This window comes from Variovorax paradoxus (assembly GCF_024734665.1).
Lineage (GTDB): Bacteria > Pseudomonadota > Gammaproteobacteria > Burkholderiales > Burkholderiaceae_C > Variovorax.
Window position 1 is genome coordinate 5,676,817 of sequence record NZ_CP102931.1, and the last position, 21,751, is coordinate 5,698,567.

Annotated in this window: 18 protein-coding genes; 12 read left to right on the plus strand and 6 right to left on the minus strand. The window is 66.0% G+C overall.

Annotated features, from left to right (window positions below; genetic code table 11):
• Positions 1-150: 150 nt before the first annotated feature.
• From NWF24_RS26785 to NWF24_RS26800, 4 genes are all read left to right on the plus strand, one after another.
• Entirely contained in the window at positions 151-354 is a 204-nt protein-coding gene (locus NWF24_RS26785; RefSeq protein ID WP_093056182.1) for a hypothetical protein, read from the plus strand.
• Positions 355-359: 5 nt separating this feature from the next.
• Entirely contained in the window at positions 360-2,369 is a 2,010-nt protein-coding gene (mdoH, locus tag NWF24_RS26790) for a glucans biosynthesis glucosyltransferase MdoH (RefSeq protein WP_258351193.1), read from the plus strand.
• A 278-nt stretch (positions 2,370-2,647) separates the two neighbouring features.
• The gene (locus NWF24_RS26795) at positions 2,648-3,547 is read left to right on the plus strand and encodes an RNA ligase family protein (protein WP_258351194.1); all 900 of its coding nucleotides are present in this window, start codon (positions 2,648-2,650) and stop codon (positions 3,545-3,547) included.
• Positions 3,544-4,683 (plus strand): AAA family ATPase, encoded by a 1,140-nt coding sequence (locus NWF24_RS26800; protein ID WP_258351195.1) that lies wholly within the window; start codon positions 3,544-3,546, stop codon positions 4,681-4,683. The genes NWF24_RS26795 and NWF24_RS26800 overlap by 4 nt, the downstream gene beginning before the upstream one ends.
• Before the next feature lie 64 nt (positions 4,684-4,747).
• On the opposite strand, the gene ffh is transcribed toward NWF24_RS26800, so the two are convergent.
• Positions 4,748-6,136: a signal recognition particle protein gene (gene ffh, locus NWF24_RS26805; RefSeq protein WP_258351196.1), complete on the minus strand. Its 1,389-nt coding sequence runs from the start codon at positions 6,134-6,136 to the stop codon at positions 4,748-4,750.
• 114 nt (positions 6,137-6,250) lie between these two features.
• On the opposite strand from ffh, the gene NWF24_RS26810 reads away from it, so the two are divergent.
• The 8 genes from NWF24_RS26810 to NWF24_RS26845 all read left to right on the plus strand — a co-directional run bounded on the left by NWF24_RS26810 (position 6,251) and on the right by NWF24_RS26845 (position 16,557).
• The gene (locus NWF24_RS26810; RefSeq protein ID WP_093056195.1) at positions 6,251-7,063 is read left to right on the plus strand and encodes a cytochrome C assembly family protein; all 813 of its coding nucleotides are present in this window, start codon (positions 6,251-6,253) and stop codon (positions 7,061-7,063) included.
• A 1-nt stretch (position 7,064) separates the two neighbouring features.
• Entirely contained in the window at positions 7,065-7,325 is a 261-nt protein-coding gene (locus NWF24_RS26815; protein WP_258351197.1) for a PP0621 family protein, read from the plus strand.
• Positions 7,322-9,019 (plus strand): two-component system sensor histidine kinase NtrB, encoded by a 1,698-nt coding sequence (locus tag NWF24_RS26820; protein WP_258351198.1) that lies wholly within the window; start codon positions 7,322-7,324, stop codon positions 9,017-9,019. The genes NWF24_RS26815 and NWF24_RS26820 overlap by 4 nt, the downstream gene beginning before the upstream one ends.
• A gap of 4 nt (positions 9,020-9,023) precedes the next feature.
• Positions 9,024-10,580 (plus strand): sigma-54-dependent transcriptional regulator, encoded by a 1,557-nt coding sequence (locus NWF24_RS26825; protein ID WP_258351199.1) that lies wholly within the window; start codon positions 9,024-9,026, stop codon positions 10,578-10,580.
• Positions 10,567-11,166: a 1,6-anhydro-N-acetylmuramyl-L-alanine amidase AmpD gene (gene ampD / locus NWF24_RS26830; protein ID WP_258351200.1), complete on the plus strand. Its 600-nt coding sequence runs from the start codon at positions 10,567-10,569 to the stop codon at positions 11,164-11,166. The genes NWF24_RS26825 and ampD overlap by 14 nt, the downstream gene beginning before the upstream one ends.
• Positions 11,167-11,516: 350 nt before the next feature.
• Complete coding sequence (locus tag NWF24_RS26835; protein WP_093078634.1) at positions 11,517-14,432, plus strand: ribonucleoside-diphosphate reductase subunit alpha; 2,916 nt, start codon at positions 11,517-11,519, stop codon at positions 14,430-14,432.
• Between the two features lie 192 nt (positions 14,433-14,624).
• Positions 14,625-15,851: a ribonucleotide-diphosphate reductase subunit beta gene (locus NWF24_RS26840; RefSeq protein ID WP_258351201.1), complete on the plus strand. Its 1,227-nt coding sequence runs from the start codon at positions 14,625-14,627 to the stop codon at positions 15,849-15,851.
• 196 nt (positions 15,852-16,047) lie between these two features.
• A complete protein-coding gene (locus NWF24_RS26845; RefSeq protein ID WP_019656794.1) occupies positions 16,048-16,557 on the plus strand; it encodes a histone H1-like DNA-binding protein in 510 nt (169 codons plus the stop codon).
• 93 nt (positions 16,558-16,650) lie between these two features.
• Here NWF24_RS26845 and NWF24_RS26850 read toward each other — a convergent pair whose 3' ends face one another.
• The 5 genes from NWF24_RS26850 to accB are packed head-to-tail and all read right to left on the minus strand — an operon-like array spanning position 16,651 to position 21,739.
• Positions 16,651-17,553 carry a carbohydrate kinase family protein gene (locus NWF24_RS26850; protein ID WP_258351202.1) on the minus strand — a complete coding sequence of 301 codons (903 nt, stop codon included), beginning with the start codon at positions 17,551-17,553 and terminating at the stop codon, positions 16,651-16,653.
• A gap of 58 nt (positions 17,554-17,611) precedes the next feature.
• Positions 17,612-18,964: a zinc-ribbon and DUF3426 domain-containing protein gene (locus tag NWF24_RS26855; RefSeq protein WP_258351203.1), complete on the minus strand. Its 1,353-nt coding sequence runs from the start codon at positions 18,962-18,964 to the stop codon at positions 17,612-17,614.
• 52 nt (positions 18,965-19,016) lie between these two features.
• Positions 19,017-19,907, minus strand: a complete 891-nt coding sequence (gene prmA, locus NWF24_RS26860) for a 50S ribosomal protein L11 methyltransferase (RefSeq protein WP_258351204.1) — start codon at positions 19,905-19,907, stop codon at positions 19,017-19,019.
• Between the two features lie 15 nt (positions 19,908-19,922).
• The gene (accC, locus tag NWF24_RS26865; protein ID WP_081270245.1) at positions 19,923-21,272 is read right to left on the minus strand and encodes an acetyl-CoA carboxylase biotin carboxylase subunit; all 1,350 of its coding nucleotides are present in this window, start codon (positions 21,270-21,272) and stop codon (positions 19,923-19,925) included.
• A 2-nt stretch (positions 21,273-21,274) separates the two neighbouring features.
• On the minus strand, positions 21,275-21,739 hold the full coding sequence (accB, locus tag NWF24_RS26870) for an acetyl-CoA carboxylase biotin carboxyl carrier protein (protein WP_258351205.1): 465 nt from the start codon (positions 21,737-21,739) through the stop codon (positions 21,275-21,277).
• Positions 21,740-21,751: the final 12 nt, after the last annotated feature.

The window sequence follows — 21,751 nt, forward strand, 5'->3', positions numbered from 1 at the left end:
CCCAGAAGGCTTGTCGGGATTCGGCGACAAAAACAGGGGTTTTGAGGCCTTCCAGCAGCCTCTCCCCGCGAAAAACACCTTCAGATCGCTCCAAGCTGTTGATCTGAAAGCGTTTTTTCAGCCTGGCACAGGGTTTGCCCCTGTACAGGCATGACAGCACTCACCAGCCCATCTTTCGCACTGCGCCAGCAGCGCGACGGCCTGCGTCAAAAGCAGTTTTCCCCCTCGCGGCCCCGTGCCGCGGGTCATTCGCTGGCCGCGCTCGCAAGCGCTGGCGGCGCTGAGCCGGATTGCGTGATCAAGCGCTTTCCTGCCATTGGCGACACCCCTTCCCTCGACAAGCAACGTTGGTAAATCACATGAAGCCGAACGACTTCTCCCAACTGAATGTGCTGGCCGATACCGATTTTTCGCACCGCAGCCCGGTCCGCGAAGAACGCCATCCCAACTCGGTCACCGCTCCCCCCGTCAACCGCGGTTCCATGGCACCCCGCCCCTGGCGCGGTTTCTGGAACAGCCTCGGCACCGCCGCGCTGGTCAAGCTCGGCGCGGGCCGTGACACCGAAGCCGGCGTCCACGACGCCCGGCAGGCCAAGCAACCCTGGCAGCGCGCAGCCGCACAGCGCCGCTTCGCCTTCATGATGCTCACGCTGCTGAGCACCGTGATCGCGTCGTCGCTGTTCGCCAGCGTGCAACCCGACTACGACAACCTCTGGCTCGAATACGGCCAGATCGGTCTCTACGGCCTGCTTTCGGGCTGGGTCGTGACCGGCTTCGTGACCGCGCTCATGGGCTTCTACGTCTCCGTGCGCGGTGACAAGCACGCCCTCTCGGCGAAACAGGTGGTCAACCACCCGATGAACCCCGAGGCACGCACCGCGATCATCATGCCGATCTGCAACGAAGACGTGGCCACCGTGTTCGCCGGCCTGCGCGCCACCTGCGAATCAGTCGCGGCCACCGGCCACGCCAAGCAGTTCGACGTGTTCGTGCTGTCCGACAGCTACAACCCCGAGACCGCCGCCGCCGAGCGCGCCGCCTGGGAAGACCTGCGCGCCGCCCTGGCCGAGAGCCCGAACCAGCCGCAAGTCGAGGTGTACTACCGCCTGCGCACCCGCCGCACGCACCGCAAGGCCGGCAACGTGGCCGACTTCTGCCGCCGCTGGGGCAAGGACTACCGCTACATGGTCGTGCTCGACGCCGACTCGGTGATGAGCGGCGACTGCCTGACCTCGATGGTCAAGCTGATGGAAGCCAACCCCACCGCCGGCATCATCCAGACCGCGACGCAGGCCATCGGCCACGTCACGCTGCACGCCCGCGCACAGCAATTCGCTTCCCGCGTGACGGGCCGCCTGTTCACGCTGGGCATGCAGTTCTGGCAACTGGGCGAATCGCACTACTGGGGCCACAACGCCATCATCCGCGTCGAACCCTTCATGAAGCATTGCGCGCTGGCCCCGATCAAGGGCACCGGCGGCATGTCGGGCGGCATCATGTCGCACGACTTCGTCGAAGCTGCGCTGATGCGCCGCGCCGGCTACAACGTGTGGCTGGTGTCCGACCTGGTCGGCAGCTACGAACAGCAACCGCCGGACCTGCTGGCCGAACTGCAGCGCGACCGCCGCTGGTGCCAGGGCAACCTGCAGAACGCCCGCCTGATGGCCGAGCCCGGCATCCACCCGGTGCACCGCGCGATGTTCGTGACCGGCACCATGGCGTATGTCTCGGCTCCGCTGTGGCTCGCATTCCTGACGCTGGGCACGGCCCTGTGGCTGAGCGGCTCGAGCCTCGTGTCGAGCTGGAGCGTGCTGCCCTCCGAACTGGCCGGCCTGTGGATCTGGACCCTGTGCCTGCTGTTCCTGCCGCGCGTGCTGGGCATCGCCGCCGTGCTGATGCGCGGCGAGCAACGCCAGTACGGCGGTGTGTGGGGCCTGGTGAAGAGCTCGGTGATGGAAAGCGGCCTTGCCATCGTGCAAGCCCCGGTCCGCATGCTGGCCCACTCGCTGTTCGTGCTGGTCGCCCTCACCGGCATCAAGCTCGACTGGAAGTCGCCCCCGCGTGAAGCCGCTGCCGTGCCGTGGAAGGTCGCTGCCTCGCAGCTGGCCCCCATGACGCTGGTAATCGCCATGCTGGCCGTCGGCGTCGCAATGATCGACCCGAGCGCGCTGATCTGGCTCATGCCCGTTGGCCTGCCGCTGCTGCTGGCGATCCCGCTGACCGTGCTGACCAGCCAGATCGCGCTGGGTACCACGCTGCGCGACCGCGGCTATCTGCTGATTCCCGAGGAATCGCGTTCGCCGGCCGTGCTGCGCCGCGCATGGATGCATGCGGTGCGCCTGGCGCGCCCGGCACTGGCAACCGCCTGATGCGCTGAAGACACAGCACCTCGAAAAGCCGGCCTCAGGGTCGGCTTTTTTCATAGCGCGTGGCTAGAATCGCGCCTTCCTTTTTTTCAACCCACGGATCCCTCGATCCCCTGGAGCGCCAAGTGCCCCGATTCGCCGTCATCACCCTCTGACGCCGACAACGCCACTTCATTGCTGGTCAAGTCGGGCGCCTGGCTGCGCTTTCCGCTGACCGCACTCTTTCCCAGCTTCGCTCCCGCACGTTGTCGGTTCTTCCTGATTTCCATCTGGAGAACAACGTGTTCCCTCTCTCTTCTTCTCTTTCATCGATTCCGCTGCTCAAGTACCCGCGTACTGCGCATCTGGAAGGCTCGCGCCTGCAGGCGGGCGATACCGACGACGGCCAGACGCCGTTGTCGGCGCTGCATGGCCAGCACGTGGTCATCGAGGAAAAACTCGATGGCGCCAATGCGGCCGTGTCGTTCACTTCGGCGGGCGAACTGCTGCTGCAATCGCGCGGCCACTACCTCGCAGGCGGTGCGGGCGAGCGACAGTTCAACCTGTTCAAGCACTGGGCCGCCGCCCATGAGGCGGCGCTGCTGGAGCGCCTCGAAGACCGCTACGTGATGTACGGCGAATGGTGCTTTGCCAAGCACAGCTGCTGGTACGACCGGCTGCCGGCCTTCTTCCTGGAGTTCGACATCTACGACCGGCAGGCGCAGCGCTTTCTCTCCACGCCAGCGCGGCATGCGCTGCTCGCTGGCAGCCCTGTGCTGCCGGTGCCCGTGCTCTACGAAGGCGAGATGCCGCGCCATGCCAAAGCACTGCGTGCCCTTGTGCGGCCTTCGCTGGCACGCAGCGCGGACTGGAAGACGGCCTTCGAGGACGCGGTGGCGCACGAAGGCCAGCCGCTCGATCTCGTGCGCCAGCAGACCGACTTGTCCGATCTGGCCGAGGGCCTGTACCTCAAGACCGAATCGAACGGGCAGGTGACGGGCCGCTACAAGTGGGTGCGCCCGGACTTCGTCCAGACCATCCTCGACTCGGGCTCGCACCACAGCCGTCGGCCGGTGCTGCCCAACCGGCTCGCGCCGGGCGCCGATCTCTATGCACCGACACCGCTGGTCACCTGGCAAGACCTGGGGCTGGGCACCTTGCGCGACCCCGCCGAACTCGCAACCCAAGGGAGGCCGCGATGACATACGACAATCTGCGCGCCCTGGTGCCCACGCTCGACAAAGGCACCGACTGGGCGCAGTGCTGCGACCTGCTGCCGGCCTTGCTGCGCCTCGAAGAGACGCCGCAAGATCCTTACTACCACGCCGAAGGCAACGTCGGCATCCATACGCGCATGGTGCTCGACGCGCTGATGCAGGACGCGCACTACCGGCGCGCCGATGCCGACGGCCGCTTCGTGCTGTTCATGGCCTGCCTGCTGCACGACATCGCCAAGCCCGACACCACGGTGATCGACGAAGCCAGCGGCCGCATCGGCCAGCCCGGCCACTCGCGCCGCGGTGCGGTCGACGTGCGGGTGCTGATGTGGAAGGCCCGCGTGCCTTTCGCGCTGCGCGAAGCCGTCTGCCGAATCATCGCCGTGCACCAGGTGCCGTTCCACGCCTTCGCCTCGCGCAAGGGCGTGCGGCCGGAGTGGCTGGTGCACAAGCTCTCATGGGAGCTGAGCCTGCCCGACCTGTGCTGTGTGGCGCGCTGCGACATGCTCGGCCGCCACTACGAGAAGCGCGCGGACAGCATGGCCGACATCGCGCTCTTCGAAGAGCTGGCACAGGAAGAAGGCTGCTGGGAAGGCCCGCGAAAAATGGTCGACGCCCACACGCGCCTGGCCTACTTCCGCGGCGCCGACACCAGCCCCGACTACCCGCTGTTCCAGACGCCGGGCTCACGGGTGACGGTGATGTGCGGCCTGCCGGCCAGCGGCAAGAACCACTGGGTGGCACAGCACCGCAAGGGCTGGCCGGTGGTGTCCTTCGACGATGCGCGCGGCGAGCTGGGCCTGAAGCACGGCGAGAACGACGGGCTCGCGGCACATCACGCGGTCGACCAGGCGAAGGCGTTGCTGCGCAAGCAGGAGCGCTTCGTCTGGAACGCGACGCACCTGAGCCAGCAGATGCGTACCAAGACGCTCGACCTGCTGTGGGCCTACCACGCGCAGATCGAACTGGTGTACCTGGAAGCGCCGCACGCCGAGCTGATGCGCCGCAACCGCGAGCGCGACACGACGCTGTCGAACGCGGGCATCGAACGGATGCTGCATCGCTGGGAGTTGCCCGCACCCGTTGAAGCGCACGAGACGGTCTACGAAGTGCAGACCTGAAGGCAGAAGGCCCGCCGATGCGAACCGGCGGGCCTTCTTATATATGGAGGGGCGAAGCGTTCGCCTAGAACGGCAGCTTCGGGCCGCCGGGCCCACCCATTCCGCCCATGCCCTTCATGCCGCCCATCTTCTTCATCATCTTCATGAGGCCGGCACCCTTCATCTTCTTCATCATCCCCTGCATCTGCTCGAACTCGTTGAGCAGGCGGTTCACTTCCTGGACCTGCACGCCGGCGCCGGCCGCGATGCGGCGCTTGCGCGTGGCCTTCAGCAGCTCGGGCTTGCGGCGCTCCAGCGGCGTCATGCTCTGGATGATCCCTTCCTTGCGGCGGATGTCGCGCTCGGCACGGGTCATGTCGGCCTCGGTGGCCTTGGCGGCCATCTGCTGCGGCAGCTTGTCCATCAAGCTCGAGAGGCCGCCCATCTGCTTCATCTGCTGCAGCTGGCCGAGGAAGTCGTTGAGGTCGAAGCCCGCGCCGCTCTTGACCTTGGCGGCGAGCTTCTGCGCCGCCGCCACGTCAACGCCTGCCGTGACCTGCTCGACCAGCGCGACGATGTCGCCCATGCCCAGAATGCGGCCGGCATGGCGCTCGGCGTCGAACACTTCCAGGCCGTCGATCTTCTCGCTGGTGCCCGCGAACTTGATCGGCACGCCAGTGACCTGGCGCACCGACAGCGCCGCGCCGCCGCGCGAATCGCCATCGGTCTTGGTCAGGATGATGCCGGTGAGCGGCAGCGCTTCCTTGAAGGCCTTGGCGGTGTTGATCGCGTCCTGGCCCTGCATGGCATCGACCACGAACAGGGTTTCGACCGGGTCGAGCGCCGCATGCAGCTGCTTGATTTCGGTCATCAGCACTTCGTCGATGGCGAGGCGGCCGGCGGTGTCGACCAGCAGCACGTCGAAGTAGTGGCGCTTGGCGTGGTCGAGCGCGGCGCGCGCGATGTCCAGCGGCTTCTGGTCGGGCGTGCTCGGGAACCACTCGGCGCCGGCCTGCTTGGTTACGGTCTTGAGCTGCTCGATGGCGGCGGGGCGATACACGTCGCCCGACACCGTGAGCACCTTCTTCTTGCGCTTCTCGATCAGGTGCTTGGCGAGCTTGGCGGTGGTGGTGGTCTTGCCCGCGCCCTGCAGGCCGGCCATCAGGATCACCGCTGGCGGCTGGGCTGCGAGGTTGATGTCAGACACGCCCTCGCCCATGGTCGCGGCGAGTTCGCGGTTGACGATGCCGACCAGCGCCTGGCCCGGCTTGAGCGAGCCCAGCACTTCCTGGCCGAGCGACTTCTCTTTCACGCGGGCGACGAAGTCGCGCACCACGGGCAGCGCCACGTCGGCCTCCAGCAGCGCCATGCGCACTTCGCGCAGCATGTCCTGCACATTGCTTTCGGTGATGCGGGCCTGGCCGCTCATCGTCTTGACGAGGCGGGAGAACTTTTCTGTGAGGGCGGTGGCCATGAGCGGAATGCCTTGCTGCCCGCTGCGGCGGGCCGGATGGAAAGTCTTGGAGACGAGGAGAGAACTTGAAGTCGGGCGCGGGGAACGCAAGGGCGAGCCGGTACACTCCGGCCGATGATTTTAGCGATCCCCTCCCCGCTCGGCGTGGCGCTGGGCATCGCCACCGCGGTTGCCTACGGTTTCGTTGCCGGTGCCGGTGCCAAACTGAGCCGGCAATCGACCCAGTGGGCCCTCGGAATTGCGTGGATTCTGCATGCCGCCGTGCTGGCCCACGGCCTCATCGGCAGCGAGCCGCGCTTCGGTTTCGCACCCGCCCTGTCGGTCACCGCGTGGCTGGTACTCACCGTCTACGCGGTCGAAAGCCGCATGTATCCCCAATTGAAGGTGCGGCGTGCGCTCGCCTGGCTGGGCGCGGCCGCGGTGCTGCTGGCCATTCTGTTTCCCGGTACGCCGCTGCACGTCACGGCCTCGCCGTGGCTGCCGCTGCATCTGGCGCTGGGCATTGCGTCGTACGGCCTGTTCGGCGCCGCCGTCGTGCACGCCTGGCTGATCACCCGTGCCGAAAAGCAGATCCGCCTGGCCACCGCCGAGCCGCAAGGCGGCGTGCCGCTGCTCACGCTCGAACGGCTCACTTTCCGTTTCGTCACCGCTGGTTTCGTGCTGCTGTCGGCCACGCTGCTGGCCGGCCTGCTGTTCAGCGAGCAGCTGTACGGTGCCGCCGGCCGTGTCTGGAAGTGGGACCACAAGACCATCTTCTCGGTGCTTGCCTGGATCACCTTCGCGATCCTTTTGATCGGCCGGGCCCGTTTCGGCTGGCGCGGCCGCACTGCGCGCCGCGTGCTGTACGCCGGCTCGGCCCTGTTGCTGCTGGCCTACGTGGGTTCACGCTTCGTGCTCGAAGTGGTGCTTGCGCGTCCTCCCGTCTGAAATGAAATACCTCCTCGTCCTCGCGGTGCTCTGGGTCGCGATCTGGCTCTGGCGCAAGAATCGCCGCGAAGAAATGCGCGACGCCATGCGCGAGCGCGCGGCCAAGGCGCAGCAGCGCCCCCCCGCACCAGCCGGCCCGCCGCAGGCCATGGTGCGCTGCGCCCATTGCGGCTTGCACCTGCCGGCGACCGACGCCATCGCCGGCCCCGGCGGCTCGGTCTATTGCAGCACCGCGCACCGCGAAGCCGCAACGCCCCAATGAGCGCCCCCCTCTGGTCGCGCGGCGAGCCGGTCACCGACTGGGACGTGCTCGACCAAGGCACGGGCGAAAGCTCGGCGCTGATCCGGCTCTGGCGTGGCTTCATGGCCGCGCGCTGCTTCATCGCGCTGGTGCTGATGCTGCTGCAGGGCGTGGCCTTTGTCATCGGGCAGACGATGCAGCCGGTGGCCATCACCATCTCGGGCCTCTACCTTGCAGCGACCTGGCTGGGCATGCGCTACACACACGTGCAGCCGCCGATCCGCGGTTTTGCCGCGCTCTGGCTGCTGACCATCGGCATCGATCTGGCCGCCTTCACCGCCTTGCAGGTGCTGCAGGGTGGCAACGTCAACTACACGCCGCTGTTCGCGCTGCCGGTGCTCATGAGCGCAGTGCTGGGCACCATGATCGTGAGCCTGGGCACCACCGCCACCGTCACGCTACTGCTGCTGGCTGACGCGGGCTGGCACTGGCTGCAGCAGCCGGGCGATTCTTCGCCGCGCTTCGTGCAGGCGGCGCTCACCGGCACGGGTCTCTTCGTGGTGGCGCTGCTCGCGCACGAAATGGCCCGCCGGCTGGCGCGCGAGGAAGCCGTGGCGCAGCGCAGCCGCAGCAGCGCGCAGATGCAGGCGCAGGTCAACGACCTGGTGATCGAGACGCTGAGCGAAGGCGTGCTGGTGATCGACGCCGAAGGCCTGGTGCATGCGGCCAACCCGGCAGCCGACGCCATCCTCGGCCAGGGCCTGGCAAAGCTGACGCTGCCGTTCCCGCTGCATGCCCAACCCGCCTGGCATGCGCTGGCCGCGCTGGCGCGCCAGACCTTCGCGCGGCGGGCGCCGCAGACGGAAGAAATCCCGGTGGCGCAGGTGCGCGGCGCGGCGCGCGAGGTGCGCGTGCGCACGCGGCTCACGCCCACCAGCGAGAAGCGCATCGACAGCCTGTGCGTGATGTTCCTGCAGGACCTGCGCGAGCTCGAAGCCCGCATCCGCACCGAGAAGCTGGCCGCAATGGGCCGCATGTCGGCGGCCGTGGCGCATGAAATCCGCAACCCGCTGGCCGCCATCACCCAGGCCAGCGCGCTGCTCAACGAAGACCTGACCGACCCGGCGCACCGCAAGCTCACAAGCATGGTGCAGCACAACGCGCAGCGGCTCGCGCGCATCGTGGACGACGTGCTCGACGTCTCGCGCGCCCGCCAGCAACGCGTGTTGTCGCTCGGCGAGCAGGTCGTGCTCGACCCCGCGGTGCAGGTGCTGGCCGAGGAATGGGTGCGCCAGACCCAGCGCAAGGGCGTGCTGGTGTCGCTCGATGCACCCAGCAGTGAAGTGCGCTTCGACGCCGAGCACCTGCGCCGCCTGATCGTCAACCTGCTGGACAACGCCTCGCGCTACGCCGGCAAGCGCGAAGACTCGATCCAGGTGCTGACCGCGCTGCAGCGCAGCGGCACCAACCGCCCCAGCCTGATGGTGTGGAGCGACGGCGCGCCGCTGGAGCCGGCGGTGCAGCGGCACCTGTTCGAGCCTTTCTTCTCTTCCGAAAGCCGCTCCAGCGGGCTCGGCCTCTTCCTGTGCCGCGAGCTGTGCCGGCGGCATGGCGCCACCATCGGCTACGAGCGGCGCGCGCTGGTGCCGGGCGGGCCCGAGGGCAACGAATTCTTCGTCAGCTTTGCCCCCAGCGAAAACCGGCTGACACAATAGCGCCGTGAGCACTCCCCCCCCTTCCGCCCAACGACCGGCGCAGATCCTGGTCATCGACGATGAACCCGACCTGCGCACGCTCTATGAATTGACGCTGCTGCGCGAGGGCTATCGCGTCGAGGCCGCGGGCAGCGTGTCGGAAGCCTGGCAGCACCTGGAGGCCGGCCGCTTCGACGCCGTGATCACCGACATGCGGCTGCCCGACGGACAGGGCATGGAGATCATCCACCGCATCCAGAAGGCCCAGCGCAGCGAGCGCTGCGTGGTGATGACGGCCTACGGCTCGGCCGAGAACGCGGTGGAAGCACTGAAAGCCGGCGCCTTCGACTACCTCACGAAGCCGGTCGACCTGAAGCAGTTCCGCGCCGTCGTGGCTTCCGCCGTGCAGGCGCGGCTAGTGCCGCAGCCGGTGGTCAAGCCTGTTCAGGCGGCACCCGCAAGCAACAACAACGCCGACGCAACGGTGGTCACCTCCGGCACCGGCATCGCCGCGCTCGACCGTCTCGTGGGCGAATCGGAACCCATGCGCCTCGTCAAGTCGCGCATCGCCAAGGTGGCGCGCGGCATGGCGCCGGTGCTGGTGCGCGGCGAATCGGGCACCGGCAAGGAACTGGTTGCGCGCGCCGTGCATGCCTGCAGCCAGCGCAACGAAGGCCCATTCGTCGCGGTGAACTGCGGCGCGATTCCCGAGAACCTGCTCGAGGCCGAATTCTTCGGCGCGCGCAAGGGCTCATACACCGGCTCCTCGCAAGACCGCGACGGCTACTTCCAGGCCGCGCGCGGCGGCACGCTGTTTCTCGACGAAATCGGCGATCTGCCGCTGGCGATGCAGTCGAAGCTGCTGCGCGCGATCCAGGAGCGCAGCGTGCGCTCGATCGGCTCGACGCAGGAAGAAACTGTCGACGTGCGCATCGTCAGCGCCACCCATAAAGACTTGCACGCCGAAGTGCAGGCTGGCCGCTTCCGCCAGGATCTTTTCTACCGCCTCAACGTGATCGAGATCGCCGTGCCCGCGCTGCGCGACCGTCGTGAGGACCTGCCCGCGCTGTGCACCGCGCTGCTCTCGCGCATCGCACAAGACGGCGGGCTGCCCGTGCCGCATCTGTCGGACGAACTGCTGCGCCGCCTCGCGCAGCATCCGTTGAACGGCAACGTGCGCGAGCTCGAAAACCTGCTGCACCGCGCGGTGGCACTGAACGACGGCGACGAACTTCATCTCGACCTGATGGGCGGTTTCACTGCTGCGGCCGAAGCCGCGGCGTCCGCGCCAGCGCCGCTGTCGCCCGTCACCGACGCGCCTGTCGCGCTGGCTCCACTTCCGAGCGCGCCGGTCGCGCCGCCCAAGGCCGCACCGCCGCCGCTGCCCTCCGACCTGCAGGCCTATCTCGATCAGCAGGAGCGCGAGATCCTCGTGCGCGCGCTGCACGAGAGCGGCTTCAACCGCACCGCGGCCGCCGCGCGGCTCGGCATGAGCCTGCGCCAGATCCGCTACCGTATCGCGCGACTGGGCATCACCACGCCCAACGGCGATGACGGCGCGAGCAGCCATGTCGACGACTGAAGCCAACGACGGCGGACTCTGGCAAGCCGGCTGGTACCGCTTCGCGAAGGCGCTGCACTCGCCGAACTTCGGGCCCCGCCCCGCGGGCGCGCAGACCGACCTCATCGTGCTGCACTCGATCAGCCTGCCGCCCGGTGAATACGGCGGCGACGCGGTGCAGCAGCTGTTCACCAATCAGCTCGACTGGGACGCGCACCCCTACTTCCAGTCGATCCGCGGCCTCGAGGTGTCCTCGCATTTCTACGTGCGCCGCAACGGCGAACTCTGGCAGTTCGTGAGCTGCGACGACCGCGCCTGGCATGCCGGCGTGTCGTCGTGGCGCGGCCGCGGCAACTGCAACGACGACTCCGTCGGCATCGAACTCGAAGGCCTCGAAGGCCAGCCCTTCGAAGAGCCGCAATACGAGACGCTCGCGAGCCTGTGCGCCGCCATCGCGCAGCACTACGCGATCGCGCACATCGCCGGCCACGAGCACATCGCGCCGGGCCGCAAACAGGATCCGGGCGCGGGATTCGACTGGCGCCTGCTGCGCGAACAACTCGGCTGGAATCCACAGATGTTTCCGCCACAGGTGGAGCAGCGCTAATTTTTTCAATCGTGCGGCGCCTCGCGATGCGTCGCTCTTGCGGCGCAGCAATGCGAAAATAGCAGTCGCGCGATTCAGCAACCATGCGGCCTGCAGGCCCAAATCGGCTTGCAAGCCAAGCCCCATGCGGGTTGAGAGACCATAGGCCAGTATTCAAGCGGCATCGCTGACCGTGTCCTATGGCGGAAGTAATACCGGCAATCCTTGTATCCATAGGAAAACGCTACATCTAGTGGGTTGTACACCCCCCGCACCCTAGATATAGTGTCCCCTGTCCGGTCATCTACACCGGCGCAGCGCCCGGCCCAGGCGCCGCCATCCAACAAGAATTGCCAACCGAGAGGAAGCGAATGCAAACTGCCCTGAACCCCCAATCGACCCCGCGTGCCGTTCCCTCGACGCCACCGCAACAGCAGCGAGACACTGCTGGCTCCCCCACCGGCCAGAACCTGGCCCACTACCAGATCATCCGCCGCAATGGCGCTGTCGTGCCCTTCGAGCCGAACAAGATCGCCATCGCGATGATGAAAGCCTTCCTGGCCGTGCACGGCACCCAGGGCGCGGCTTCGGCCAGCGTGCGCGAAACGGTCGACGTGCTCACGCAGGGCGTGATCCGCGCGCTGGTGCGTTCGCGTCCGGGCGGCGGCACCTTCCACATCGAAGACGTGCAAGACCAGGTCGAGCTCGGCCTGATGCGCGGCGGCCACCACGAAATTGCCCGCGCCTACGTGCTGTACCGCGAACGCCGCACGCAGGAGCGCTCGAAGCAGGGCGAGCAAGACGTGCCGGCCACGCCCGCGCTGCACGTGCTGGACAACGGCGAGCTCGTCACCCTTGACCTGAACGAACTCAAGGGCCTGATCGAGTCGGCCTGCGAAAACCTGGGCGACAGCATCACGTCCGCACCGATCGTCGCCGAGACGATGCGCAACCTGTACGACGGCGTGCCGCTCGACGAGGTCTACAAGGCCTCGATCCTGGCGGCCCGCACGCTGATCGAGAAAGACCCCGACTACACCTTCGCCACCGCGCGCCTGCTGCTGCACACGATCTTCAAGGAGATCATCGGCCGCGAAGTGATGCCGGCCGAGCGTGCCACCGCCTACGCCGACTACTTCCCGCAGTTCATCAAGAAGGGCGTGGACAACGACCTGCTCGACGAGAAGCTGCTGCAGTACGACCTGCCCCGCCTGGGCGCGGCGCTGAAGGCCGAGCGCGACAACCAGTTCGACTACCTCGGCCTGCAGACCCTGTATGACCGCTACTTCCTGCACGTGCGCAAGACCCGCATCGAGCTGCCGCAGGCCTTCTTCATGCGCGTGGCCATGGGCCTGTCGCTGAATGAAATCGACCGCGAAGCCCGTGCCATCGAGTTCTACGAAGTGCTGTCGTCGTTCGACTTCATGTCGAGCACGCCCACGCTGTTCAACGCCGGCACGCTGCGCTCGCAGCTGTCGAGCTGCTACCTGACCACCGTGCCCGACGACCTCGACGGCATCTACGAGTCGATCAAGGAAAACGCGCTGCTGTCGAAGTTCGCCGGCGGCCTGGGCAACGACTGGACCCGCGTGCGCGCGCTCGGCAGCCACATCAAGGGCACGAACGGCGAATCGCAGGGCGTGGTGCCGTTCCTGAAGGTGGTGAACGACACGGCCGTGGCCGTGAACCAGGGCGGCAAGCGCAAGGGCGCTGTCTGCACGTACCTCGAAACCTGGCACCTCGACATCGAGGAGTTCCTGGAACTGCGCAAGAACACCGGCGACGACCGCCGCCGCACGCACGACATGAACACCGCCAACTGGATCCCCGACCTGTTCATGCGCCGCGTGATGGAAAAGGGCACCTGGACGCTTTTCTCGCCCTCCAACGTGCCCGACCTGCACGACCTGTTCGGCGCCGACTTCGAGAAGGCCTACGTGGCCTACGAAGAGAAGGCTGCCCGCGGCGACATCAAGCCCGCGCGCACCATCCAGGCGACCGACCTGTGGCGCAAGATGCTCACGATGCTGTTCGAGACCGGCCACCCCTGGATCACGTTCAAGGACGCCTGCAACGTGCGCTCGCCGCAGCAGCACGCCGGCGTGGTGCACTCGTCGAACCTCTGCACCGAGATCACGCTGAACACCAGCGACACCGAAACCGCCGTCTGCAACCTGGGTTCCGTGAACCTGCTGCAGCACCTGAAGGACGGCAAGGTCGACCAGGAAAAGCTGAAGAAGACGATCTCCACGGCGATGCGCATGCTCGACAACGTGATCGACATCAACTACTACGCCGTGAAGAAGGCGCGCGACTCGAACCTGCGCCACCGTCCGGTCGGCCTGGGCCTGATGGGCTTCCAGGACGCGCTGTACGAACTGCGCATTCCGTACGCCTCACAAGAGGCCGTGCAGTTCGCCGACGAGTCGATGGAAGCCATCTGCTACCACGCCTACTGGGCCTCGACCGACCTGGCGCGCGAACGCGGCAAGTACTCGAGCTACAAGGGCTCGCTGTGGGACAAGGGCATCCTGCCGATCGACTCGCTCGACCTGCTGGAAAAGGCACGCGGCGGCTACGTCGAGGTCGACCGCTCGGCCACCCTCGACTGGGACGCGCTGCGCTCGAAGATCAAGGCCGACGGCATGCGCAATTCGAACTGCGTGGCCATCGCACCGACCGCGACCATCTCGAACATCATCGGCGTGGACGCTTCGATCGAACCCTGCTTCGGCAACCTGTCGGTCAAGTCGAACCTGTCGGGCGAATTCACCGTGATCAACCACTACCTGGTGCGCGACCTGAAGCGCCTGGGCCTGTGGGACGACGTGATGGTGATGGACCTGAAGCACTTCGACGGTTCGCTGCGTCCTATCGACCGCGTGCCGCAGGATGTGAAGGCGCTCTACGCCACCGCGTTCGAAGTCGAAACCACGTGGCTGGTCGAAGCCGCTGCGCGTCGCCAGAAGTGGATCGACCAGGCGCAGTCGCTGAACATCTACATGGCCGGCGCATCGGGCAAGAAGCTCGACGACACCTACAAGCTGGCATGGCTGCGCGGCCTGAAGACCACGTACTACCTGCGTACGCAGAGCGCGACGCACGCCGAGAAGTCGACGGTGCAATCGGGCCGTCTCAACGCGGTGTCGTCGGGCAACGACGCACCTTCGGGCATGAGCGCACTCGAAGCCGCCGCTGCTGCAGCGAAGGCACAGATGAGCGCAATGCCCGCCACCGACATCGCGTTCTGCGGTGTGGACGATCCGACCTGTGAAGCGTGCCAATAACGCGTCGATGCTCGCGACAGTGAGTCAGTGAGGTGCATGCAAAAAATCGCGCGACGTTCACTCAATGAAGGCATTGACTGACATCGCGCGATGCATGCGAGCAACATAACAACCACATAAATGGCGTGCGATGTGAACGAGCACTTTGCAACTCACATCGTTACTCCGATAATTTGAGCATTGGATTTTTCTATGTTGACCTGGGACGAAGAAGTCAAGCCCTCCTTACCAAAGGATATGCAACAAGGATTGCAGCACCACAACGCATCGACCAGCGGCTTGCCCGCAGGCCGTTCGGTGGACGCTCCGACTTCGTCGATTGCGCAACCCGCGCTCCGCGCGCTCGATGACGGCGCAGTCGTGCGTCCGGTTGCCGCCGCAGCAGCAACGCCCGCTGTCACCCAACGCGTCAAGGCTTCCGACAAGCGCATCATCAACGGCCAGACCGACGTCAACCAGCTGGTGCCGTTCAAGTACAAGTGGGCGTGGGAAAAATACCTCGCCACCTGCGCCAACCACTGGATGCCGCAGGAAGTGAACATGACGCGCGACATCGCGCTCTGGAAAGACCCGAACGGCCTGACCGAAGACGAACGCCGCATCGTCAAGCGCAACCTCGGCTTCTTCGTGACCGCCGACTCGCTGGCTGCCAACAACATCGTGCTGGGCACCTATCGCCACATCACGGCCCCCGAATGCCGCCAGTTCCTGCTGCGCCAGGCTTTTGAAGAAGCGATCCACACGCACGCGTACCAGTACATCGTCGAGTCGCTCGGCCTGGACGAGAGCGAGATCTTCAACGCCTACAACGAAGTGCAATCGATCCGTGAGAAGGACCAGTTCCTGCTCCCGTTCATCGACGCCATCAGCGACCCGCACTTCAAGACCGGCACTCACGAAACCGACCAGACGCTGCTCAAGTCGCTCATCGTGTTCGCCTGCCTGATGGAAGGCCTGTTCTTCTACGTCGGCTTCACGCAGATTCTTGCGCTGGGCCGCCAGAACAAGATGACCGGCGCCGCCGAGCAGTACCAGTACATCCTGCGCGACGAGTCGATGCACTGCAACTTCGGCATCGACCTGATCAACCAGCTCAAGCTCGAGAACCCCGGCCTCTGGACCTCCGAGTTCAAGGCCGAGATCAAGGCGCTCTTCATGCGCGCCGTCGAGCTCGAATACAAATACGCCGAAGACACCATGCCACGTGGCGTGCTCGGCATGAACGCCTCCATGTTCAAGGGCTACCTGCGCTACATCGCCAACCGGCGTGCACAGCAGATTGGCCTCGAAACGCTCTTCCCGAACGAAGAAAATCCGTTCCCCTGGATGAGCGAAATGATTGACCTGAAGAAAGAGCGCAACTTTTTCGAAACCCGCGTGATCGAGTACCAGTCGGGTGGTGCGCTCTCCTGGGATTGAATCTTTCGACAAGAATTAATGAATTCAAGAATTGCCCTTGCCACCGATCGCGCCAAAGAGCGCGGCATGGACTAGGGCTCAGGTGTTCATGGTGCTGGGGCTCAGATCTCAACGCCATGAATCGCTTCACGCTACCCAACGTGCGTGGAGTGCTTCAATAGGTTGATTTTTTCAACTTGATCAAGGAGAAATAGAAATGGCAACTGCAAAGAAAGCGCCGGCTAAGAAAGCCGCTGCAAAGAAGGCTCCGGCAAAGAAGGCTGTGGCCGCTAAGAAGGCTCCGGCAAAGAAGGTAGCCGCCAAGAAGGCTCCGGCCAAGAAGGTCGCTGCGAAGAAGGCTCCGGCGAAGAAGGTAGCCGCCAAGAAGGCAGCTCCGGCCAAGAAGGCCGCTGCGAAGAAGGCTCCGGCGAAGAAGGCCGTAGCCAAGAAGGCGCCTGCGAAGAAGGCTGCTGCCAAGAAGGCGCCTGCAAAGAAGGCCGCCGCCAAGAAGGCGCCTGCGAAGAAGGCTGCTGCCAAGAAGGCGCCTGCGAAAAAGGCTGCGGCCAAGAAAGCCGCGAAAAAGCCTGCTGCCAAAAAGCCTGCTGCGAAGAAGGCTCCCAAGGCTGCTGCGCCCGCCAAGGCTGCAGCCGTAGCGCCTGCCCCTGCGGCGCAAACGACGCTGAATCCCCAGGCAGCTTGGCCGTTCCCCACGGCCAGCAAGCCCTGAGCTTCTCAGCGGCCTTGAAGGCGCAAAGCCCGGCACCTCGCGGTGTCGGGCTTTTTTATTGGCGCTTCTTCAGGAAGAAGATCGAGGACCGAATCAGAGGCCCAGGGCCTTGCGGTCGATCTCGTAGTTCTGCGGGCCACGCTGCGCGATCTTGATCGCGCCGACCTTGTTGCCCAGCGCTGCGCACTGCGCCAGCGGCCAGCCCTTTTCCAGGCCGAACAGCAGCGCACCACGCCACGCGTCGCCGCAGCCCGTGGGCTCGACCACTTCGGTGGCCACCACGCCTGGCACGTGCTCGCGCTCGCCGTCAGTCCAGATCTCGCAGCCCTCGGACGCCAGCGTGACCACCAGGCCGCGCACGCGCTTCGAGATCTCCGCCAGGCTCCAGCCGGTGCGCTGCGACAGCATCTTGCCTTCGTAGTCGTTCACCACCACCCAGCTCGCGAGATCAACGAAATGGCGCAGCGCCTCGCCGTCGAACATCGGCAAACCCTGGCCCGGATCGAACACGAACGGAATGCCTGCGGCGGCGAATTGCTCGGCGTGCTGCAGCATCGCGTCACGGCCATCGGGCGCGATGATGCCGAGCTTGATGTCGTCGCGCGCGGCCACCTTCGTGATGTGCGCCTGCTGCATCGCGCCGGGGTGGAAGGCGGTGATCTGGTTGTTGTCGACGTCGCTCATGATCATCGCCTGCGCGGTGAAGGTGTCGTCGAGCTGGCGCACGAACTCGGTGTCGATACCAAGCGAGCGCATGCGCTCGAGGTACGAAGCGCCGTCGTTGCCGAGCGTGGCCATCGGTAGCGCAGTGCCGCCCAGTGCGTTGAGGCTGTAGGCGATGTTGCCGGCACAGCCGCCGAAGTCACGCCGTAGCGTCGGCACCAGGAACGACACATTGAGGATGTGCAGCTGGTCCGGAAGAATCTGGTCGGCGAACCGGCCCTCGAAAGTCATGATGGTGTCGAACGCGAGGGACCCGCAAATCACTGCTGCCATGGTTGAGCCGTTGGTTGAATGGTGGATGGAAAAGGACGCGTGCAGGCAGGCGCCCCGCTCAGGGATAGAAAGCTTCGACGCGGTAGCCTGCGATCGGCGGTAGCGCTGCGGCTTCCGAAGCGGACAAGGTCAGTGGCAGCGAGGCCGCGCGGTCGGCTCGGGCCTGCAGCACCGTCGGTGCACCGTAGTCCGCCGGCAACAGCACGCGGCGCACCACGGCGCGCTCCTGCGTGTCGAGCAGCGAGAGTTCGACGGCGGGCATTGCGAGCGGCACGGTGGCGCCATTGCGCAGGGTGAAGCTCAGACGGTAGTCGTTGCCGCCGCTCTTCTCGCGCGCGAAGGCCGCGCCTTCGATCACGATGTCGCCGATCTGGCGCAGGGCCGCGAGTTCGCAGCCTGTGTACTGGCACAGTGCCGCCAAGGCGGGCCGCAGATTGGGCTGGCGCGCGGCAATGCCGTCGCGCTCGTGGCGGATGACCTGCAGGATGAGCAGCAGCACAGCAATCACCGCCAGCAGGACCAGCACGATGCGCACGCCCTTGCGCTGCCAGAAGCCGGTCGCCTTCTCGGAGGGCTCGTCGTCGTCCGCGAAGGGATGCCCTATTGGCAGTTCGAAATCCGGGGAGAGCGCAAGGTCGGACTCGCTTTCGGCCTGCACCACCACAGGCGAAGCCTTCGCGGCCGCGCGCTCCTCACGCGCCTTGGCGCTCGCGATCTTGGCCGACTTGATGCGGGCACGGCGCAGCGCCTTCTGCATCTGCACCTGGTCGTGGTCTTTTTCTTCCTGCTCGCGCTCCCCTTCTGCGCCGTCGTCGCTCGCGCGCTCGATCATCAGCCCACGCGTTGCCTTGATGCGCGGGGCGACGGGCAGCGGCGGCGCCGGGGGTGGTGGCGCGGGCGGCGGCGACGCGAGGTTCAGGTCGATGTTCGGGAACGGCGGCAGCGTGCTCGGTGGAGGCTTCCACGCGGGTTCGCTGACGTCGAGGTCGGACCATGGCTCGTCGGCGACGATGCCGTGTTCGGGCAATGACAGCGAGAACTCAAGCGCTGCTGGAGGCGGTGGTGGCGACGCCGGTGTCGGTGCAGGCGCCTCCGGGGGCAGCGCATGCCGAGGCTGCTGCTCGGGCTCATCGTCGAAGAAGTCCGCATCCTCGGCCGGCGAAGAAGACTCCAACTCGGGCGCGCCCTTGGGCTCCGAGGCTGCCTCGACCAGCCCTGGCATATAGCCAGCACCCTGCACCGGCGCCGCCGCATTCGCCGCCGCACCATCGGGTGCCTCGTGCAGATCGAGCGTGGCGTCGAACACATGGCTGCACCGGCCGCAACGCACCCAGCCATCAGAGATGCGAAGCTGGTCGCGCACCACCTTGAAGGTGGTGGTGCAGGCGGGGCAGCGCGTGACGAGACTCATGACCGGGCGATTGTAGGGTCGAGCCCTCGCCACGGGAGGGGCGCAAGGCGGCTCAGCAGCGCGCGGTCATGAGGATCCAGCCGTCCTCGGTGTCGCTGACTTCGAGCTTCGCGTACGGCGCGTAGGCCTCTTTCAATTCATCGGCCTGGCGCTCGAGGATGCCGGCCATCACCAGCGATCCGCCCGCCTTCACATGGCTGCGCAGCAACGGCGCGAGCACCTTGAGCGGCGTGGCCAGGATGTTGGCGAGCACAGTGTCGTAGAGGCCCTTCGCCGCTTCGGGCAGGCCCGCGTTCAGCCGGACGCCGTTGGCCTCGGCATTGAGCCGGGTCGACGAAACCGCGGCTTCGTCGATGTCGACGGCGTCGATGTCGGTGGCGCCGAACTTCGCCGCACCGATCGCAAGAATGCCGGAGCCGCAGCCGTAGTCGAGCACGCGCTGGTTAGCCAGCACACCGTCGCCCCGCGTCGCGATCCACCGCAGGCACATGCGCGTGGTGGGATGCGTGCCAGTGCCGAAGGCCAGACCTGGATCGAGCCGGATCACCTGCTTTGCCTGCTCGGGTGGCTCATGCCACGTCGGCACGATCCAGAACTCGGGCGTGATCTCGACGGGCGCAAACTGCGATTGCGTCAGGCGCACCCAGTCCTGCTCGGGCACCGGCGCAATGCCGAGCACCTCGCAGCCTTCGAAGAAATCCTGCAGCGCGAGCACCGACGCGGCCTCTTTGGCGAGCGCCTCGTCGGGGAACAGCGCGATCACGCGCGAACGCTGCCAGCCTTCCTTCGGCGGCGGCATGCCCGGCTCGCCGAACAGCGCCTGCTCTGCGTCGGTCTGCGCGTCGGCGTCTTCCACCGACACGCTCAATGCATCGAGTGCATCGAGCGCTTCGCCGAGCGTTTCGACCCGGTCTTCCGGCGCCATCAGGCGGAGTTCGAACATCGCGGCGTTCCCCGGTCAGCGCTTGTGCGCCGCCAGCCACTCTTCCAAGTAGTGGATGTTGGTGCCGCCGGTCATGAACTTGGAATCAACCATCAACTCGCGGTGCAGCGGGATGTTGGTCTGGATGCCTTCGATCACGGTTTCGTTGAGCGCCGTGCGCATGCGGGCCATGGCCTGCTCGCGCGTGTCGCCGTAGACGATGATCTTGCCGATCATGGAGTCGTAGTTCGGTGGCACGAAGTAGTTGGTGTACGCGTGCGAGTCGACGCGAACGCCCGGACCACCCGGCGGGTGCCACATCGTGATGCGGCCCGGCGACGGCGTGAACTTCCACGCGTCTTCGGCATTGATGCGGCACTCGATGGCGTGGCCGTGCATCTGGATCTGGCGCTGCGTGAACGGCAGCTTTTCGCCGGCGGCCACCATGATCTGCGTCTTGACGATGTCGATGCCGGTGGTGAACTCGGTCACCGGGTGCTCCACCTGCACGCGCGTGTTCATTTCAATGAAATAGAACTCGCCGTTCTCGTAGAGAAACTCGAAGGTGCCGGCACCGCGGTAGTTGATCTTCTTGCAGGCGGCCGCACAGCGCTCGCCGATCTTCTCGATCAGCTTGCGCGGAATGCCCGGCGCGGGCGATTCCTCGATCACCTTCTGGTGGCGGCGCTGCATGGAGCAGTCGCGCTCGCCCAGGTAGACCGCGTTCTTGTGCTTGTCCGCGAGGATCTGGATTTCGATGTGGCGCGGGTTCTGGAGAAACTTCTCCATGTACACGGCCGGATTGTTGAAGGCCGCGCCGGCTTCCGCCTTGGTCATCTGGATCGCGTTGACCAGAGCCGCCTCGGTGTGCACCACGCGCATGCCGCGACCACCGCCGCCGCCCGCCGCCTTGATGATGACCGGGTAGCCGATGGCACGCGCAATGCGCTTGTTGGTGGCGGCGTCGTCCGAGAGCTCACCCTCGGAGCCGGGCACGCAAGGCACGCCGGCCTTGATCATGGCCTGCTTGGCCGACACCTTGTCGCCCATCGTGCGGATGTTGTCGGGCGTCGGGCCGATGAACTGGAAACCGCTCTGCTCCACGCGTTCGGCAAAGTTCGCGTTCTCGCTCAGGAAGCCGTAGCCGGGGTGAATCGCTTCGGCATCGGTCACTTCGGCCGCCGAAATGATCGCCGGCATGTTGAGATAGCTCTGCGCCGAGGGGGCCGGGCCGATGCATACGGCTTCTTCGGCCAGCTTGATGTACTTCGCGTCGCGGTCGGCTTCGGAATACACCATCACGGCCTTGATGCCGAGCTCGCTGCAGGCACGCTGAATCCGGAGGGCAATCTCCCCCCGGTTTGCAACCAGGATCTTCTTGAACATGGTCACTCGATGATGAACAGCGGCTGTCCGTATTCGACCGCCTGGCCGTTTTCGCCGAGGATCTGGGTGATCGTGCCGGACTTGTCGGCCTCGATTTCGTTGAGGATCTTCATCGCTTCGATGATGCAGATGGTGTCGCCTTCGTTGACTTTGCTGCCAACCTCGACGAACGCAGCAGCGCCCGGGCTGGACGAACGGTAGAAGGTGCCGACCATTGGCGACTTCACGGCATGGCCGGCCGGCGCGGCTTCGGCCGCCGGTGCGCTGGCCACGGGTGCCGCGGGAGCACCGGCTGCGGCCGGTGCGGCAGCCGCCTGAGGCGCCGCCAGGGTTTGCACATACTGCACCGGAGCGGCACCGCCGCCCTTCACGATGCGAACCTTGCCTTCGGTTTCGGTGATTTCCAGCTCGGAAATATTCGATTCGGACACCAGATCGATCAGTGTCTTCAGTTTGCGCAGATCCATGGGACTCCAGTG

Excerpts from the sequence above, each read along its gene's own strand:
- NWF24_RS26850 (WP_258351202.1), bottom strand. The coding sequence starts at position 17,553 with ATGGCAGCAGTGATTTGCGGGTCCCTCGCGTTCGACACCATCATGACT.
- NWF24_RS26835 (WP_093078634.1), top strand. The coding sequence starts at position 11,517 with ATGCAAACTGCCCTGAACCCCCAATCGACCCCGCGTGCCGTTCCCTCG.
- accB (WP_258351205.1), bottom strand. The coding sequence starts at position 21,739 with ATGGATCTGCGCAAACTGAAGACACTGATCGATCTGGTGTCCGAATCG.
- NWF24_RS26815 (WP_258351197.1), top strand. The coding sequence starts at position 7,065 with ATGAAATACCTCCTCGTCCTCGCGGTGCTCTGGGTCGCGATCTGGCTC.
- NWF24_RS26800 (WP_258351195.1), top strand. The coding sequence starts at position 3,544 with ATGACATACGACAATCTGCGCGCCCTGGTGCCCACGCTCGACAAAGGC.
- ffh (WP_258351196.1), bottom strand. The coding sequence starts at position 6,136 with ATGGCCACCGCCCTCACAGAAAAGTTCTCCCGCCTCGTCAAGACGATG.
- ampD (WP_258351200.1), top strand. The coding sequence starts at position 10,567 with ATGTCGACGACTGAAGCCAACGACGGCGGACTCTGGCAAGCCGGCTGG.
- NWF24_RS26820 (WP_258351198.1), top strand. The coding sequence starts at position 7,322 with ATGAGCGCCCCCCTCTGGTCGCGCGGCGAGCCGGTCACCGACTGGGAC.
- prmA (WP_258351204.1), bottom strand. The coding sequence starts at position 19,907 with ATGTTCGAACTCCGCCTGATGGCGCCGGAAGACCGGGTCGAAACGCTC.
- NWF24_RS26785 (WP_093056182.1), top strand. The coding sequence starts at position 151 with ATGACAGCACTCACCAGCCCATCTTTCGCACTGCGCCAGCAGCGCGAC.
- NWF24_RS26855 (WP_258351203.1), bottom strand. The coding sequence starts at position 18,964 with ATGAGTCTCGTCACGCGCTGCCCCGCCTGCACCACCACCTTCAAGGTG.
- mdoH (WP_258351193.1), top strand. The coding sequence starts at position 360 with ATGAAGCCGAACGACTTCTCCCAACTGAATGTGCTGGCCGATACCGAT.
- NWF24_RS26845 (WP_019656794.1), top strand. The coding sequence starts at position 16,048 with ATGGCAACTGCAAAGAAAGCGCCGGCTAAGAAAGCCGCTGCAAAGAAG.
- NWF24_RS26810 (WP_093056195.1), top strand. The coding sequence starts at position 6,251 with ATGATTTTAGCGATCCCCTCCCCGCTCGGCGTGGCGCTGGGCATCGCC.
- NWF24_RS26840 (WP_258351201.1), top strand. The coding sequence starts at position 14,625 with ATGTTGACCTGGGACGAAGAAGTCAAGCCCTCCTTACCAAAGGATATG.
- accC (WP_081270245.1), bottom strand. The coding sequence starts at position 21,272 with ATGTTCAAGAAGATCCTGGTTGCAAACCGGGGGGAGATTGCCCTCCGG.